The following is a 15,578-nucleotide window of genomic DNA, read 5'->3' on the forward strand; positions in this document are numbered from 1 at the left end:
TTCCCGGCGAGGGGGGCCGACGCGCGGGTCGCCGGCCGGATCGGCCCGACCCGCGGCCGTCGAACCCGCAGAGCCCTGGCTCGGGAGGCGCGAGGAGGACGCCGGTGTCCGTCCCGGGGATCAGCCGACCGTCAGGACGATCTTGCCGGTGGTGCGGCCCCGCTCCCCGATCTCGTGCGCCTTCGCCGCCTCCGCCAGCGGCAGGACCGTCTCGACCACCGGCCTCAGCGCGCCCCGCTCCACCAGCGCGGCGATCTCGCGCAGGCCCAGGTGGTCGGGCTCGACCAGGACCCAGACCGCCCGTACCCCGTCCTGGGCGGCGGGTACGTCGTCCGGGCCGGGCAGGGTGATCAGCCGGCCGCCGGACCGGAGCACCTTCAGGGAGCGCTCGGCCGTCTCCCCGCCGAGCCCGTCCAGCACCACGTCGACATCGGTCACGACGTCCTCGAAGCGTTCCGAGCGGTAGTCGACCACCTCATCCGCCCCCAGCCGCCGCACCAGGTCGTGCTTGCCGGCGCTGGCCGTGCCGATGACGTACGCGCCGCGGGCCTTGGCGATCTGCACGGCGAAGTGGCCGACCCCGCCGGCCGCCGCGTGCACCAGCACCCGCTCACCGGGCCGCACGTCCGCCGCGTCCACCAGCGCCTGCCACGCGGTGAGCGCCGCGAGCGGCAGCGCCGCCGCCTCCACGTGCGTCAGGCCCGCCGGCTTGCGGGCGAGGTGCCGGGCCGGCGCCACCACGTACTCGGCGTATCCGCCGGCCTGGCGCGGAAAGAGCGGCATCCCGAAGACCTCGTCACCGGGGCGGAACATCCCCACACCCGGGCCTACGGCCTCGACCGTGCCGGACACGTCCCAGCCCACCGCCGGCACGCCGCCCCACTCGATGAGACCGCCACTGGCCCGGGTCTTCCAGTCCACCGGGTTCACTCCGGCCGCGTGCACCCGCACCAGGACCTCGTTCAGTCCCGGCTCGGGACGCTCGACCTCCCGCTCGACCAGGTTCTCGGGTCCGCCCCACTGCTCCACGACCACCGCGCGCATCGCTGTTCCGCCTTGCTCTCTGTCTCGATCGGTTCGCCGGGCCGGGAGATCCCCGGCGCGACGCAGTCCACGATCCGGCACCCCGGCCCCGCATGGTGTTGGCCGTACGGCCACTATGTGACAGGATTCGGCCATGAGTGGAACGTGGCAGGTGACAGACGGGGTGGAGCAGGACCGTGCGGCGGTGGCGCCCCGGCGGCACCGGATCGCCGTGCTCGCCCTGCCCGGGGTCCCGCCCTTCGAGCTGGGCATCCCCTCGCGTGTCTTCGGCAGCGTGCAGGACGCCGAGGGCCGCCCGCTGTACGACGTCACCGTCTGCACCGCCGACGGCGCCCCCGTGCTCAGCGACGCCGGCTTCACCGTGCAGCCGGCGGCCGGACCCGAGGCCCTGGCCGCCGCGGACACGGTGATCGTCCCGCCCACCCACGCCATGCCCGAGCTGGGCCATGGCGGCCCGCTGCCCCCCGACGTCACCGCGGCCATCGCCGGCATCCGGCCCGGCACCCGGCTGGTCTCCATCTGCACGGGGTCCTACGTGCTGGCCGCCGCCGGGCTGCTGGACGGACGGCCGGCCACCACGCACTGGAACCTGGCCCCGGAGTTCCGCCGGGCGTACCCCCGGGTCAAGGTCGACGAGGAAGTCCTGTTCGTCGACGACGGTGACGTGCTGACCTCCGCGGGTGTGGCCGCGGGCGTCGACCTGTGCCTGCACATGATCCGTCGCGACCACGGCGCTGCCGCCGCCAACCGGGCGGCCCGGATGTGCGTCGTGCCGCCCTGGCGGGACGGCGGACAGGCCCAGTACATCGACCGCCCGGTCCCCGAGCCCACCGTGGCCAGCACCACCGCCACCCGCGCCTGGGCCCTGGAACACCTCGGCGAGCCGTTGACGCTGCCCCGGCTCGCCGAGCACGCCCGGATGAGCCTGCGTTCCTTCACCCGCCGCTTCCGCGACGAAGTCGGCATGACGCCGGTGCAGTGGATCACCGCGCAACGCCTGGAACTGGCGAAGCAGTTGCTGGAGACCACCGACCTGCCGATCGATCTGGTCGCCCACCGTTCCGGCTTCGGCTCCGCGAACTCCCTGCGCGCCCACATGCGATCGGCGTTCGGGGTCTCCCCCGCCGCCTACCGCCGCACCTTCAGCCCCAACGACCTCGTGGGCACGGGCGCCTGACCAGGGCGAAGCCGTCCCCTCGCCTGCCGTGCCGGCGCACCCGGTGGGAACGCGTCCGTCGAGGCCGGGCGGCTCGGTGTCCGGTCAGGTGTCCGGGCATGGTTCGGACACTCCACCGGGGGGAACTCGGCCTGGCATGATCAAGAGCCTTGTGCGCGGTGGCGCGGCAGGCGCCGCCGGGACGACCGTGTTGAACGCGGTGGCGTACGCCGACATGGCACTGCGGGGCAGGCCGTCGAGCGAGGCCCCGGCCCAGGTCGTGGAGAAGATCGCCGAGGACGTCGGACATCCCGTTACCGGGTAGGGAGACACCCGGGACAACCGGCTCTCCGGTCTCGGCGCCCTGTCGGGCATCGCCGTCGGGTGCGGCACCGGTGTGGCAGTCGCCCTGCTCCGGCACGCCGGCGTACGCATGCCCTGGTGGCTGGGCGGGGTGGCTACCGGCGCCCTGGCCATGGCCGCGACCGACCTGCCCATGATGCGGCTGGGGGTCAGCGATCCGACGACCTGGTCGGCGAAGGACTGGACGTCGGACATCGTTCCGCACCTGGCGTACGGGCTGGTGACCTACGGCGTCGTGACGGGCGCCGAAGACCGCTCGTGACACGGACCGGCGACCATGCCGCCCTCGGCCTCCCGGCCCGGCGGTCCGCGCGGTAGAGCCCCCGGGCACGCTGCCCACACGTCCGAACCGGCCCCTGCCGGCGTGCCCGGCAGGGGCGGGCGAGGTCAGCGGGCGCCGACGAAGCCGGAGCGGCCGGCGACGAGGCCGACGAGCAGCTCGGGCACCGTGCAGGCGATCAGCAGCAGGATCGGCGCGTGCCAGCCGCCGGTGAGGGTGTGCAGGATGCCGATGGCCGCGGGGCCGCAGCCGGCGAGCAGATAGCCGCCGGTCTGTGCCATGGCGGACAGGCGTGCGGCGGTGGCCGGGTCGGGTGAGCGGAGGCTGAGGATGGTCATGGCCAGGGGGAACGCGGCGCCGATGGCGGCGCCGAGGACGCCGGTCCACACCCAGGCCTGCTGGGGTGCGAGCAGGATCCCGGTGAGTCCGGCCGCCTTGAGGGCGATCACCCCGGCGACGAGGGGGCGTTGGTCGGTGACCCGGGCGGCGGTGACGGGGACGGCCAGGCCGAGCGGGATGCCGATGGTGAGCATCACGGACGTCATCGCGCCGGCTTCGGCCGCCGGGTAGCCCTCGTCGCGCATGATCTGGGGTGTCCACGCCACGAGGACGTAGAAGCCCAGGGAGACGATGCCGAGTAGGGCGGAGACGGCCCACGCGAGCGGGGAGCGCAGTACGGACGTCCCGGTTGTGGTCCGGACCGTGGTGAGCGGGCCGGTGGCCGGCGGCCGGGGCGGAGTACGGCGGACGGCGAGGAGGCTCCACGTGGTGGCGGCGGCCAGCGCGGGGGCCGCCCAGACGGTGAGGGCCGTGCGCCATCCGCCGGCGGCGGTGAGGGGGACGGCGAGGCCCGCGGCGAGGGCGCCGGTGGCGGCCATGAGGGTCATCGCGAGGCCCGTCATGGTGCCGATGCGGTCGGGGAAGTCACGTTTGACGACCGCGGGCATGAGCACGTTGCCCAGGGCGATGCCCGCTCCGGCGAGCAGGGTGCCGGCGAAGAGGGCTGCCTGGGTGGGCAGGGTGCGGATGAGGACGCCGGCGAGGATGAGGGCGAGGGCGGCGGCGAGGACGGTCTCGGTCCCGGTGCGCCGGGCCAGGGCGGGCGCGACGGGGGCGAAGACGCCGAGGCAGAGCACGGGGAGCGTGGTGAGGACGCCGGCCTGTGTGCCCGTGAGGTGGAGGTCGCTCTGGAGGGTGGGGAGGACGGGCGGGATGCCGGTGATCGCCGCGCGGAGGTTCAGGGCCAGGAGGATGAGGCCCACGAGGGGGAGGGCGTCGGCGCGGCGGCCGGAGCGCGGGACGGGGGTGGTGCGGGTGCGTCTGGACGTGGTGCTGGAGGGCACGGGTTGTTCCCTGGGGTGAGGTGCTGCGTCGTTCGGTCGGTGACATCGGCAAACGGCTCCCCCCGGGGCACCGGTGCGGTGTGTGGTCCGCGTCGGTGTCCGGAGGGAGCCGTGACGGGGTGGGGCGGTGTCAGGTCAGACGCCGGCGGCGGCCTGCCGGGCCTGGTGCCAGGGGCACGCGTCCTTGCCGGCCGCGAGCGCGGCGGCGGTGGCCGCCGTGGCGGCGGTCCCCTTGTACGAGGCCGGGTTGGCGGTGCCGTTGGTGCCGAGCTGGTTGAGGATCTCCTCGGACAGCAGATCCTGGCGGCCCTTGAGGGCCGTGGCGATCTCGGCGTCGCTCGCGAAGACCATCTCGGCGGCGACGTTGTCCTGCACGATCCGGGCGAGGTTGTCCCGGGCGACGGCGAGGGGATCGCTGAGGGGCTCGGCGGTGGGCACGTCGATCAGGTGCGAGTCGGCCTTGGACTGGTCCATGCACCGCTTGATGATGATGGACGCCTGGTTGAGGACGCTGGTGGTCCAGATGGAGAACACGACCACGTACAGCTCGCTCCAGGCGGTCTCGCCGAGCTTGCCGCGCCACTTCTTCAACTGGCCTTCGATGCCGTCGATCTGGGCCTTGGCCGAGAAGACCATGTTGGTGCGGATCTTCGGGTAGACCGTTGCCGAGAAGACGTCGTAGCCGGGGATGTCGAACGTCTGGTCGTGCAGGACCCCGTCGATGTAGTGGATCGCCTCGTCCAGGATGAACTTGCAGCTGTCGTGCAGGTCCTTGGGGAGGTTCGCGGCGGTCAGCTTGTCGCGGGCGGCGGTGAGGGTCGTCCTGAAGTTGGTGAGCGGGGTGACCCAGGAGTGGTCCGACTGTCCCTTGGCCGCGACCATGTCGAGGTCGTGGGCGTCGATGCGGTCCCGGTTGGGGACGTTGGGCACCTGGTCGCTGAGGTACTGGGCGAGCACGGAGTAGATGCCCAGCGGGACGTGCGCGATCGACTTGGCCAGTTCGAAGTACTCGGGGACCGGCTGCACGGTCTCCGTCGTGCCGTTGTACAGGAGGGTGAACTGACCGCCGGTCGCGGTGTTCGTGACGACGATCATCGGCGACAGCCGCTTGGCGAGGTCCGCCTTGAGCGCGGCGTAGTTGCTGCGCATGTCGGCGTTGACCTTGCGTATCGCGTCGCGGGCTTCCTTCTGGGCCGCGTCCGACGTCGTGGGAGTGGCCAGCCCGTCGGCCGCTGAGGCCTGGGCGGCGGTGCCGAGCACGGCGGCGGTGCCGACGGCGGTCGCACCCGCGAGAACGGTTCTTCGTGTGGTCACGTGAGGTGTTTCCTTCTGTTCGAAGGGGGCGCGGATCGGTCCGCGCCCGCCACCACGTGACCGTATTTGCACGGGAGTTGGCGGGGCTATTAGTGGATCACACCGTAGTTCTCACCACACACCGTGTGATCACCGGCTATTTTTCACGAATGGAGGTTCCGCTTTCGTTTCCGGCAAACGGAACATTACGTACCGATGGCCGTCGCGGGGGCCGAGTGCACGGGGGATGAGACACCCGGCCGCCCGCGACGACGTCTCGAGGGGTGTCAGCCGAGCTGGGCCGCCGAGGGCACCACGACGCCGTACAGATCACCGATCGTGGCGAGCGCACCGAGGTGGAGGGCGTCCGCGGACACCCGGGCCACCGAGGTCTCGAGCGGCCGGGTCGCGGAGGCGTCGGCCACCACGGTCGGCCGGTTCCCGCGCAGGAAGGCGCCCTGGGCGGTGAAGGCGACGCACATGTGGGTCATGAACCCGGCGATCACCAGGTCCTTGTTCCCGGCCGCGTCCACCAGGTCCCCGAGGTCGGTGTCGAGGAAGGCGTTGGGCTTCGTCTTCACCACGGTCGCCTCGCCGTCGACCGGCGCGACCTTCGGGTGGATCCGGCCGATCTCCGCACGGATGTCGTACGGCGTGCCCTCGCCGCCGTCGTTGACGACGTGGATGACCTTAGCGCCGGACTCCCGGGCCTTCGCGAGCAGCGTGGCACCGGCGTCCAGGGCGGCCTCCCAGCCGGACAGCTCCATGACGCCCTGGGTGTAGGTGTTCTGGTAGTCGATCAGGATCACCGTCGCGGACGCGAGCGACGCGGGAGTGTCATCGAAGGCGTTCAGCTGGCGCAGCGTGGTCGTAGGCATGCCTGTACCTCAAGTCATCTGTGTGGCGGTGGAGTTGGGCCAAGCGCCGGGGCGGCGGCCCGACCTGAACGCTACGGGAGCGGGCGACGTGTCAGCAATGTCGTCCAACTTGCAGAAACAGACATCCGCACGTGCGGCGCGCGACACGACACGGCGGGCGGGGGGAGTTCGGCCGTCGTCCGTGGCAGGCTCAAGTTCCGCTCATATCGGCCGTGTTCCCCTACCGGCGGGTACACACTGTCCGGCAGGAAACCCGCACGAGGGGAACGCACATGCAGACCTTGCTCACCCGAGGTATCAGTGTCGTCCGGGACATCGTCTCCGGTCGCCGCCGTCTCAGGAAGTACGGCCATCCCGACGCCCACCGCCCCGCTCACCACCACCGCGACGCCCACCTCGCCCACCACCACATCCCGACGGGGCAGCAGATCCCCGCGAGCGGACCGGGCGGTATGTAGCCCGCCGTCCACTACACCGCCAGCAGGCACTCGCCCTCGGCCGTGGCCGTGCCGGTGCCGTCGGACACGTGGACGGTGACGGTGGTGGCCTGGGTGTGCGAACGCGGGTAGCCCGAAGGGCGAGGCCCCCGGCTCAGGACCGCGTGGACGGACCACGCCCCCGCGGCGTCGGCCTTGCGGCTCACGTCTCCGGTGGTGGTGGCGCTCCCGAGGCCGTACGGGCCCTCGCCGGTGACCTTGTCCGGCCCGTACTCGTCGACGACACGGACGTCGATCCGCGCGGTCAGCGCCGAACCGGGGGCGTGCCCGAAGCCGCCCACCGTGTACCGCACGCGCCAGGTGTCCGGGTCACAGCCGAGCCTGACCTCCGCTCTGACCGGGCCGGAGGCGGCCGAGGTCGCGCCGGCCGGGAGCAGGGCGAAGACAGGCGCGAGTACGACAGATCCCACGCGCAAACCGGTCCGACAGAGCGGCGGAAGACACATGTTGTTCAGCATATGGAGCAAGATCGTTCAAGGTGTACCTCCGGACGGGTGATACCGCGAGCGCTCCCCCACAACGACCGGGAGGCATGCTGCCGGAGCTCCGGTGGCCTCGGCCCCCGTCCGGGTAGAGTCGGGCGGTGCCTGAGCTGAAGCGGCTGCATGCCACCCACGCCCCGGCGGTCCTGGCGTTCGAGCTGGCGAACCGCACCTACTTCGCGGCCTCGGTCTCCGACCGCGGCGACGACTACTTCCACCAGTTCACCGACCGGTACAACGCCCTGCTGGCCGAGCAGGAGGCCGGCGCCTGCGCCTGCTACGTGCTCGTCGCCGAGGACGGCTCGGTACTCGGCAGGTTCAACCTGGTCAACATCGAGCACCGTACCGCGGAGCTCGGCTACCGGGTCGCGCAGCACGTCGCCGGCCGGGGCGTGGCCACCGCGGCCGTCCGGGAGCTGTGCCGCCTGGCGGCGCAGCGGCACGGACTGCGCACGGTGCGGGCGGCCACCGCCCACGACAACACCGCGTCCCACAGGGTGCTGACCAAAGCCGGCTTCGTCCCGATCGGGCCGGCCGACCGCGCCGACCTGGGCGGTAAGAGCGGCACCTGGTACCAGTGCGACCTCGCGTTCCTGCCGTAGGCCCCCCGCCGCCGTCCCGGCACCGCACCCACGCCGCCCTGCCCCCCGCCCCCCGCCATCCGCCGACGCGGATCCCGCCGACCGGCGGGGGTGGTCCGGCCGCATGCCGGATGGTTCGGGGAGCACCCCTTCCAGGACCCTGGTGAGCAATGGGACACGTGTCTGCCCCGCCGAGCGGTTCACGACCACGTGAGCGGACCAGCTGGGCGCCGTCCCATCGGAGAAGGAGGTCGGATCGTGAGGGTGCGACTGACGATGCTGTGCGCGACCGCCGCCGAAGGCAGCCCTGACCAGGTCTTCGGGGACGGCGCGCTGAGTGCCCGCGACCGGCTGGAGCTCCTGGCCGCCCGGTCGGCGCTCCCGCCCTACTCACAGGCCTTCCGGGCGCCCTCCGTGCGCTGCGCGCAGATCGCCGAGACCCTTGCCGTCGAGGCCGCGCCCGAGGCCGCACTGCGCGATCTGGACCACGGGCTGTGGGACGGCCGCCCGCTGCGGGATGTCGCGGCCGAAGAACCCTACGGCCTCTCCGCCTGGCTGACGGATCCCGCCGCCGCACCGCACGGGGGCGAGTCCGTCGGTGAGCTGTGCCGCCGGACGGCCGCGTGGCTGGAGTCCCTGCCCGTCGGCATGGAGACCGTCCTCGCGATCACCGAAGGCTCCGTCATCCGGGCCGCGCTCGTCCACGCCCTGTCCGTACCGGCCCGCTCCTTCTGGCATCTGGACGTCCCGTCCTTCTCCGCGGTCACGCTGACGATGCGCGACGGCCACTGGAACGCGCGGCTCGGCCGCCTGGCGGCGCCTCGGCGGCGGGAGCCGGCCGACGGCTCCGCACCCGTCGCGGTGCTGGCCGCACGGACCGCCTCACGGCGCCTGTGCCTCACCGGCCGCCCCTGACTCCCAGGCGCCCCTTCCCACCCCACCGTGGGGTGGCCCTCTCGTCCCACCGTGGGGTGGCGGCGGTGCCCCTCCCGGGGCAGGGGGATGAAACGCTCCGACACCGAGGATCACGGGACCTGCCGCCCGCGCCGGGCCGGCCGCCCTGACGCCCCGACGCCCGCACCAGAGGGCGCCCAGCGGCGGGGCGGCTCCCGGCGTGGTACGAATCGGACAGTGGTCCGACAGAGGCTGGAGCACTCGTGATCCGGGTATTGGTGGTCGACGACGAAGCCCTGATCCGCACGGGCTTCCGGAGCATCCTGGACGCCGCCGACAACATCGAGGTCGTCGGGGCGGTGTCCGGCGGTCAGGCTCTCCAGGCGGTGCGCGAGACGCACCCCGATGTCGTCCTGCTGGACATCCGGATGCCGGACGTGGACGGGCTCACCGTCCTGAGTGAGATCCGCCGGCTGCCGGAGCCTCCGGTGGTGGCCATGCTGACCACGTTCGACATGGACGAATACGTGGAGACGGCACTGCGCTCGGGCGCTGCCGGCTTCCTCCTCAAGGACACCGATCCCGAGGCGCTGCCGTCGTCGGTGCAGAGTCTGGCCGACGGTGGCACGGTGCTGTCGGCCAAGGTCACGCGGACGGTGGTGGACGGCTATCTGAGCGCAGGACCGCAGGAGCGCCCGCCGAAGGCTCTCGAACGTCTCACCGACCGCGAACGTGAGGTGCTGATCCTCGTCGCCGAGGGCCTGTCGAACGCCGATATCGCGACCCGGATGCATCTGAGCACCGGCACGGTCAAGGATCATGTCAGCGCCATCCTCACCAAGCTGGGTGTCAGCGGCCGGGTCCAGGCCGCCCTCTTCGCCCAGCGGGCCGGGCTCCTCGCGGAGGGCGCGGGATGACCCGCCGCCCGTCCCCGCTTCTCCTGGACGGCGCGGCGGTGGCCATGGCCCTCCTCGACGTATGGGCCCACTGGGACATCCATGAGCCGTTGCGGATGGCCTGCGGCCTGAGCGCCGCCCTCGCCCTGCTGCTGCGCCGACGGCATCCGTTGCTCACCTTCTGCGTCACCCTTCCTTCCGTCCTGCTGTCCGACGCGGTCTTCGCCTGCCTGGCCGCGCTGTACACGCTCGCTTCCTTCAAGCGCCCGCGGACGCTGCTGGTCCTGGGTGCCCTGGCCTTCGCCTTCGCCGACACGACATCCCTGCCGGCGCGGGGGCTGGATCTGACCTCTCGCACCACGCTGATCGCGCTCGGCTACAGCACCGCCACGGCGGCCGCCGCCGTCTTCCTCGGGCAGCTCGTGCAGACCCGCCGCGACCTGTCGCTGAGACTGACCGAGATCTCCCAGGCTCGTGACCGCCAGGAGCTGCTCACCGCCCAGGCCGCGCTGGCCAAGGAACGCGCCCAGCTCGCGCGGGAGATGCACGACGTCGTCTCCCACCAGGTCAGCCTGATCGCCGTGCACGCCGGAGCCCTGCAGGTCGGCACGAAGGACCCGAACACCAAAGAGGCCGCCTCGACGATCCGGAGACTGAGCGTGCAGACGCTCGACGAGCTGCGCCACATGGTCGGCGTCCTTCGGGCCTCCGGGGGGAACCCGACGGATCTGACCCCGCAGCCGGCACTGGTCGACATCCGGAGGCTGGCCGACAACTGCGGCATCGAGACCGAGCTGACGATGGACCTGCCCGAAGGTCTTCCGCCCACCGTCCAGCGCGCGGCCTACCGCACGGTCCAGGAAGCACTGACGAACACACGCAAGCACGCGCCCGGCGCCACCGCACGCATCGACCTGTTCCAGGCAGGCGATCTCGTCCACGTCAGGGTCACCAACACCGCACCGACGCAGCCGCCCCTTCCGCTGCCCGGCGCACACCACGGCTTGATCGGTCTTCGCCAGCGCGCCGAGCTCCTCGGCGGCACCATGAGCTCGGGTCCGACGAGCGACGGCGGTTACGAGGTCCGCGTGGTGCTGCCGACGGAAGTCACGGGGTGAGGAACCGTCCCGACCGCTGAGTCGTCGCCGTGTGCGCAAGTCGTTGCGCCGCCATGCCGGCTGAGCGCAAAAAACTTCCCAGTCTACGCAAATTATTGATTATCCCGGGGCGGGCCGACTTCCCGGCCCCGGACTGCGGTACATGAGCCGCTTCGCACCGCTTCGCGACCGATGAAGACCCCTGGATTCCCTCCATCACAGCGGCATAGGCGCACCCGGAGAAACTCGTGCTGCCGCGACCGTGGACGAGCCCGCGAAACGTCTGCAATATTGCGATGAATCAATGCAAGAAGCTGCGCACAGCTGCCCGGGAGGGACCGGAGCCTCCCAGCCTCCGGGCGGATGACCCTTGCCGTCCTGATCGACCGCGCCACCGCTCTGCCCCGAAACGAGCCGCCCTCGCGTGCCCTCAGCGGGTACGTGAGCCCTCCGCAGGGAGTGACCCCGCATGACTCGACACAAACGCAGTTCGTGGAGACGCCGTACCGCCACCGCCGCGCTGGTCTCCGCTGTCGCGGTTCTCGGACTGCCGGCCCTCGGCGCGCACGCGGCCGGCGGCCCGGACGCCGCCGCCGACGCCCCGGCCAGGTCCGGCAGCGCGCTCGGCACGCATGTGGCCGCCAACGTGAACGACGGCGACACCAGCACCTACTGGCAGGCCGGCAAGAAGTCGGCGCAGTGGGTGCAGACCGATCTCGGGCGGTCCGAGCGCGTCCGACAGGTGGTGCTGCGGCTGCCCGCCCGGTGGCAGACCCGCAGCCAGACCCTCGCGCTCCAGGGCAGCGCCGACGGCCGGAGTTTCGCCACGCTCAGGTCGTCGGCGTCGTACGTCTTCAGTCCCGGCAACGGGAACACGGTGAAGATCTCCTTCCCGGCGACCCTCGCCCGCTATGTACGGGCCGACTTCAGCGGCAACTCGGTCGGTGGCAGCGCGCAACTCGCCGAGATGCAGGTCCTCACCACCGACGCCTCGACCCCGAACCTGGCCCTGGGCAAGCCCTTCAGCGAGAGCGGGCACGCCGACGTGTACGGCGCGGCCAACGCCGGTGACGGCAACCGCGCAACGTACTGGGAGAGCAAGAACAACGCCTTCCCGCAATGGGTGCAGGTCGATCTCGGCTCCTCGGTCAAAGTCAACCAGGTGACACTCCGGCTGCCGAGCGGATGGCCGAGCCGCAGTCAGACGCTCAAGGTCCAGGGCTCGACCGACAACCAGAACTACACCGACCTGACGGCGTCGAAGGCGTACACCTTCGACAGCGGCAACGACCAGTCGGCGACGATCAGCCTCGACACCACCACGACGCGGTACGTGCGGGTGCTGTTCACCGCCAACACGGGCTGGCCCGCCGGGCAGGTCTCCGAGCTGGAGGTGTACGGGCCGGCCACCGGTGACACCCAGGCACCCACCGCGCCGGCGAACCTCGGCTACACCGAACCCGGCACCGGGCAGATCAAGCTCACCTGGAACGCGGCCACCGACGACACGGGCGTCACCGGTTACGACATCTACGCCAACGGCCAGCTGCGGGCGAGCGTGGCCGGGAACGTCCTGACGTACACGGACACCCAGCCCGCCGGCAGCGACATCACCTACTTCGTCCGTGCCAAGGACGCCGCGGGCAACGTCTCCGCCAACAGCAACAGCGTGACCCGCAAGGGATCGGGCGGCGACACCCAGGCCCCCACCGCGCCCGGCAACCTCGCCTACACGCAGTCCGGCGGCGACGTGAAGCTCACCTGGCAGACGTCGAGCGACGACGTCAAGGTCACGGGCTACGACGTGTACGCCAACGGCCAGCTCGTCAAGTCCGTGGCGGGAGACGTGACGACGTACACCGACAGCCCGCCGGCGACCTCCACCGTCACCTACTACGTCAAGGCGAAGGACGCCGCCGGAAACACCTCGGCGCCGAGCAACAGCGTCACCCGGCCGGGATCGCCCGGCGGTCCCGGCTCGGACCTGGCCCAGGGCAAGCCCATCGAGGCGTCCTCGTACACCTTCACCTACCTCGCCGCCAACGCCAACGACGGTCTCACCAGCACCTACTGGGAGAGCGCGGGCGGCGCCTACCCGGCCACCCTGACGACCAAGCTGGGCGCCAACGCCGACATCGGCCAGGTCGTCGTCAAGCTCAACCCGGACCCGGCCTGGTCCACGCGCACCCAGAACATCCAGGTGCTCGGCCGGGACCAGGACGCCACGTCCTTCACCACCCTCGCGGCGGCGAAGGACTACACCTTCTCCCCCGGCACCGGCAACACGGTGACCATCCCGGTCTCCGGATCCGCCGCCGACGTCCAGCTCAGGTTCACCGGCAACACCGGCGCGCCGGGCGCGCAGGTCGCCGAGTTCCAGGTGATCGGCACGCCGTCCGCCAACCCGGACCTCAAGGTCACCGGGATCACCAACACGCCCTCGGCCCCGCTCGAGTCGGACGCGATCAGCCTCACGGCGACCGTCACCAACAGTGGCAGCAAGCCGGCGAAGGCGACCGACCTGAACTTCACGCTCGGCGGCACGAAGGTGGCCACCGCGGACGTCCCGGCCCTCGCGTCCGGCGAGTCGAGGTCCGTCACGGCGAGCATCGGGACACGGGACGCGGGCAGCTACGCGGTCGGCGCCACGGTGGACCCCTCGAACAAGGTCATCGAGCAGGACGAGGCGAACAACGCCTTCACCCGCTCCGACGCCCTCGTCGTCAAGCCCGTCTCCAGCTCCGACCTGGTCGCCGCGCCGGTGTCCTGGACTCCGTCCAGCGCCTCGGCCGGTGACGACGTCAGGTTCACCGTCTCGATCAAGAACCAGGGCACGACGGACTCGGCTTCCGGCGCCCACAACGTGACGCTCACCATCCAGGGCGCCGACGGCACGACCGTGAAGACCCTCAGCGGGGCCTTCAACGGGACCATCGCGGCGGGACAGACGACCGCCCCGGTCGCCCTCGGTTCCTGGACCGCCGGCAACGGCAAGTACACGGTGCGGACGGTCATCGCCGACGACGCCAACGAACTGCCGGTCAAGCGGGCCAACAACACCACGACGCAACCGCTGTTCGTCGGCCGCGGCGCGGACATGCCCTACGACATGTACGAGGCCGAGGACGGCACCCTCGGCGGCGGCGCCAGGGTCGTCGGCCCGAACCGGACCATCGGCGACCTCGCCGGCGAGGCGAGCGGCCGCAAGGCCGTGACCCTGACCGGCACCGGCCAGTACGTCGAGTGGACCACGCGCGCGGCGACCAACACCCTCGTCACCCGCTTCTCGATCCCGGACGGCACCACCACGACGCTCGACGTCTACGTGGACGGCCAGTTCCTCAAGGCTGTCGACCTGACCTCGAAGTACGCATGGCTCTACGGCAGCGAGTCCGCACCCGGCAACTCGCCCGGCTCCGGTGCCCCGCGCCACATCTACGACGAGGCGAACCTGCTGCTCGGCAAGACGGTCCCGGCCGGTTCGCGGATCCGGCTGCAGAAGGACGCGGCCAACACCTCCAGCTACGCCATCGACTTCGTCAACACCGAGCAGGCGACGGCGACGGCGAACCCGGATCCGGCCGCCTACGCGGTCCCGGCGGGCTTCTCGCACCAGGACGTGCAGAACGCCCTCGACAAGGTCCGGATGGACACCACGGGCAAGCTCGTCGGCGTCTACCTGCCCCCCGGCGACTACGAGACCTCCAGCAAGTTCCAGGTCTACGGCAAGGCGGTCAAGGTCGTCGGGGCCGGGCCGTGGTTCGCCCGCTTCCACGCGCCTTCCTCGCAGGAGAACACCGATGTGGGCTTCCGGGCGGAGGCGAGCGCCAAGGGCTCCACGTTCGCCGGCTTCTCCTACTTCGGCAACTACACCTCGCGGATCGACGGTCCGGGCAAGGTGTTCGACTTCTCGAACGTCTCCGACATCACCATCGACAACGTCTGGGTCGAGCACATGGTGTGCCTCTACTGGGGCGCCAACACCGACAACATGACCATCAGCAACTCCCGCATCCGGGACACCTTCGCCGACGGCATCAACATGACCAACGGCTCCACGGACAACCACGTCGTCAACAACGACGCCCGGGCCACGGGCGACGACAGCTTCGCCCTCTTCTCGGCCATCGACGCGGGCGGCGCCGACGAGAAGAACAACCTCTACGAGAACCTCACCTCGACGCTGACATGGCGGGCGGCGGGCGTGGCCGTCTACGGCGGCTACAGCAACACCTTCCGCAACATCCGGGTCGCGGACACCCTGGTGTACTCCGGGATCACAATCTCCTCCCTGGACTTCGGCTATCCGATGAACGGTTTCGGGACCGAGCCCACGACGATCGAGAACGTCTCCCTGGACCGGACGGGCGGCCACTTCTGGGGCTCGCAGGTCTTCCCGGCCATCTGGGCGTTCTCCGCCTCCAAGGTCTTCCAGGGCATCCGGGTCAACGACGTCGACATCGACGACTCCACCTACGGAGGCGTGATGTTCCAGACCAACTACGTCGGCGGCCAGCCGCAGTTCCCGGTCAAGGACACCGTCTTCACCGACATCTCCATCACCAACTCCAGGAAGAGCGGGGACGCCTTCGACGCCAAGTCAGGCTTCGGCATCTGGGCCAACGAACTGCCGGAACCCAACCAGGGCCCGGCGGTCGGCGAGGCCACCTTCCGCAACCTGCGGATGAGCGGCAACGCCGAAGACGTCCGCAACAGGACCAGCACCTTCAAGATCAACATCGAGTAGGCGAACGGCCGTAGGGCGGCCCGTGTC

General features: G+C 71.2%; 12 protein-coding genes and 1 pseudogene. 8 read left to right on the forward strand and 5 right to left on the reverse strand.

Annotation, left to right across the window (positions count from 1 at the left end; all coding sequences use genetic code 11):
* Nucleotides 1–120 precede the first annotated feature (120 nt).
* The gene (locus tag AB0B40_RS13200) at nt 121–1,044 is read right to left on the reverse strand and encodes an NADP-dependent oxidoreductase (protein ID WP_345060411.1); all 924 of its coding nucleotides are present in this window, start codon (nt 1,042–1,044) and stop codon (nt 121–123) included.
* A gap of 133 nt (nt 1,045–1,177) precedes the next feature.
* Between AB0B40_RS13200 and AB0B40_RS13205 the strand changes: the two genes are divergently transcribed.
* Complete coding sequence (locus AB0B40_RS13205; protein ID WP_362263923.1) at nt 1,178–2,221, forward strand: helix-turn-helix domain-containing protein; 1,044 nt, start codon at nt 1,178–1,180, stop codon at nt 2,219–2,221.
* Nucleotides 2,222–2,357: 136 nt separating this feature from the next.
* Nucleotides 2,358–2,825 (forward strand): annotated as a pseudogene (locus AB0B40_RS13210) (hypothetical protein).
* A gap of 125 nt (nt 2,826–2,950) precedes the next feature.
* Here the strand turns inward: AB0B40_RS13210 and AB0B40_RS13215 are convergent.
* The 3 genes from AB0B40_RS13215 to AB0B40_RS13225 form a co-directional block, all read right to left on the reverse strand.
* A complete protein-coding gene (locus AB0B40_RS13215) occupies nt 2,951–4,186 on the reverse strand; it encodes an MFS transporter (protein ID WP_362263924.1) in 1,236 nt (411 codons plus the stop codon).
* 135 nt (nt 4,187–4,321) lie between these two features.
* Nucleotides 4,322–5,500 carry a hypothetical protein gene (locus AB0B40_RS13220; protein ID WP_362263925.1) on the reverse strand — a complete coding sequence of 393 codons (1,179 nt, stop codon included), beginning with the start codon at nt 5,498–5,500 and terminating at the stop codon, nt 4,322–4,324.
* A 266-nt stretch (nt 5,501–5,766) separates the two neighbouring features.
* Entirely contained in the window at nt 5,767–6,357 is a 591-nt protein-coding gene (locus tag AB0B40_RS13225) for a cysteine hydrolase family protein (protein WP_345060401.1), read from the reverse strand.
* A 272-nt stretch (nt 6,358–6,629) separates the two neighbouring features.
* Between AB0B40_RS13225 and AB0B40_RS13230 the strand changes: the two genes are divergently transcribed.
* Entirely contained in the window at nt 6,630–6,815 is a 186-nt protein-coding gene (locus AB0B40_RS13230; protein WP_362263926.1) for a hypothetical protein, read from the forward strand.
* 11 nt (nt 6,816–6,826) lie between these two features.
* Here the strand turns inward: AB0B40_RS13230 and AB0B40_RS13235 are convergent, their stop codons facing one another.
* Nucleotides 6,827–7,264: a hypothetical protein gene (locus AB0B40_RS13235; RefSeq protein WP_345060397.1), complete on the reverse strand. Its 438-nt coding sequence runs from the start codon at nt 7,262–7,264 to the stop codon at nt 6,827–6,829.
* Between the two features lie 173 nt (nt 7,265–7,437).
* On the opposite strand from AB0B40_RS13235, the gene AB0B40_RS13240 reads away from it, so the two are divergent.
* From AB0B40_RS13240 to AB0B40_RS13260, 5 genes are all read left to right on the forward strand, one after another.
* Entirely contained in the window at nt 7,438–7,938 is a 501-nt protein-coding gene (locus AB0B40_RS13240; RefSeq protein ID WP_362263927.1) for a GNAT family N-acetyltransferase, read from the forward strand.
* Between the two features lie 237 nt (nt 7,939–8,175).
* On the forward strand, nt 8,176–8,832 hold the full coding sequence (locus AB0B40_RS13245; RefSeq protein WP_362263928.1) for a histidine phosphatase family protein: 657 nt from the start codon (nt 8,176–8,178) through the stop codon (nt 8,830–8,832).
* Nucleotides 8,833–9,074: 242 nt separating this feature from the next.
* On the forward strand, nt 9,075–9,728 hold the full coding sequence (locus AB0B40_RS13250) for a response regulator transcription factor (protein WP_362263929.1): 654 nt from the start codon (nt 9,075–9,077) through the stop codon (nt 9,726–9,728).
* Nucleotides 9,725–10,825 carry a histidine kinase gene (locus AB0B40_RS13255; RefSeq protein WP_362263930.1) on the forward strand — a complete coding sequence of 367 codons (1,101 nt, stop codon included), beginning with the start codon at nt 9,725–9,727 and terminating at the stop codon, nt 10,823–10,825. The genes AB0B40_RS13250 and AB0B40_RS13255 overlap by 4 nt, the downstream gene beginning before the upstream one ends.
* 448 nt (nt 10,826–11,273) lie before the next feature.
* On the forward strand, nt 11,274–15,551 hold the full coding sequence (locus AB0B40_RS13260; RefSeq protein ID WP_362263931.1) for a discoidin domain-containing protein: 4,278 nt from the start codon (nt 11,274–11,276) through the stop codon (nt 15,549–15,551).
* Nucleotides 15,552–15,578: the final 27 nt, after the last annotated feature.

It is taken from the genome of Streptomyces sp. NPDC042638 (assembly GCF_040647235.1).
Taxonomy (GTDB): domain Bacteria; phylum Actinomycetota; class Actinomycetes; order Streptomycetales; family Streptomycetaceae; genus Streptomyces; species Streptomyces rameus.

What these genes read in the sequence shown, in the direction of transcription:
- AB0B40_RS13205 (WP_362263923.1), top strand. Translation starts at nt 1,178, where the DNA reads ATGAGTGGAACGTGGCAGGTGACAGACGGGGTGGAGCAGGACCGTGCG.
- AB0B40_RS13255 (WP_362263930.1), top strand. Translation starts at nt 9,725, where the DNA reads ATGACCCGCCGCCCGTCCCCGCTTCTCCTGGACGGCGCGGCGGTGGCC.
- AB0B40_RS13260 (WP_362263931.1), top strand. Translation starts at nt 11,274, where the DNA reads ATGACTCGACACAAACGCAGTTCGTGGAGACGCCGTACCGCCACCGCC.
- AB0B40_RS13230 (WP_362263926.1), top strand. Translation starts at nt 6,630, where the DNA reads ATGCAGACCTTGCTCACCCGAGGTATCAGTGTCGTCCGGGACATCGTC.
- AB0B40_RS13225 (WP_345060401.1), bottom strand. Translation starts at nt 6,357, where the DNA reads ATGCCTACGACCACGCTGCGCCAGCTGAACGCCTTCGATGACACTCCC.
- AB0B40_RS13200 (WP_345060411.1), bottom strand. Translation starts at nt 1,044, where the DNA reads ATGCGCGCGGTGGTCGTGGAGCAGTGGGGCGGACCCGAGAACCTGGTC.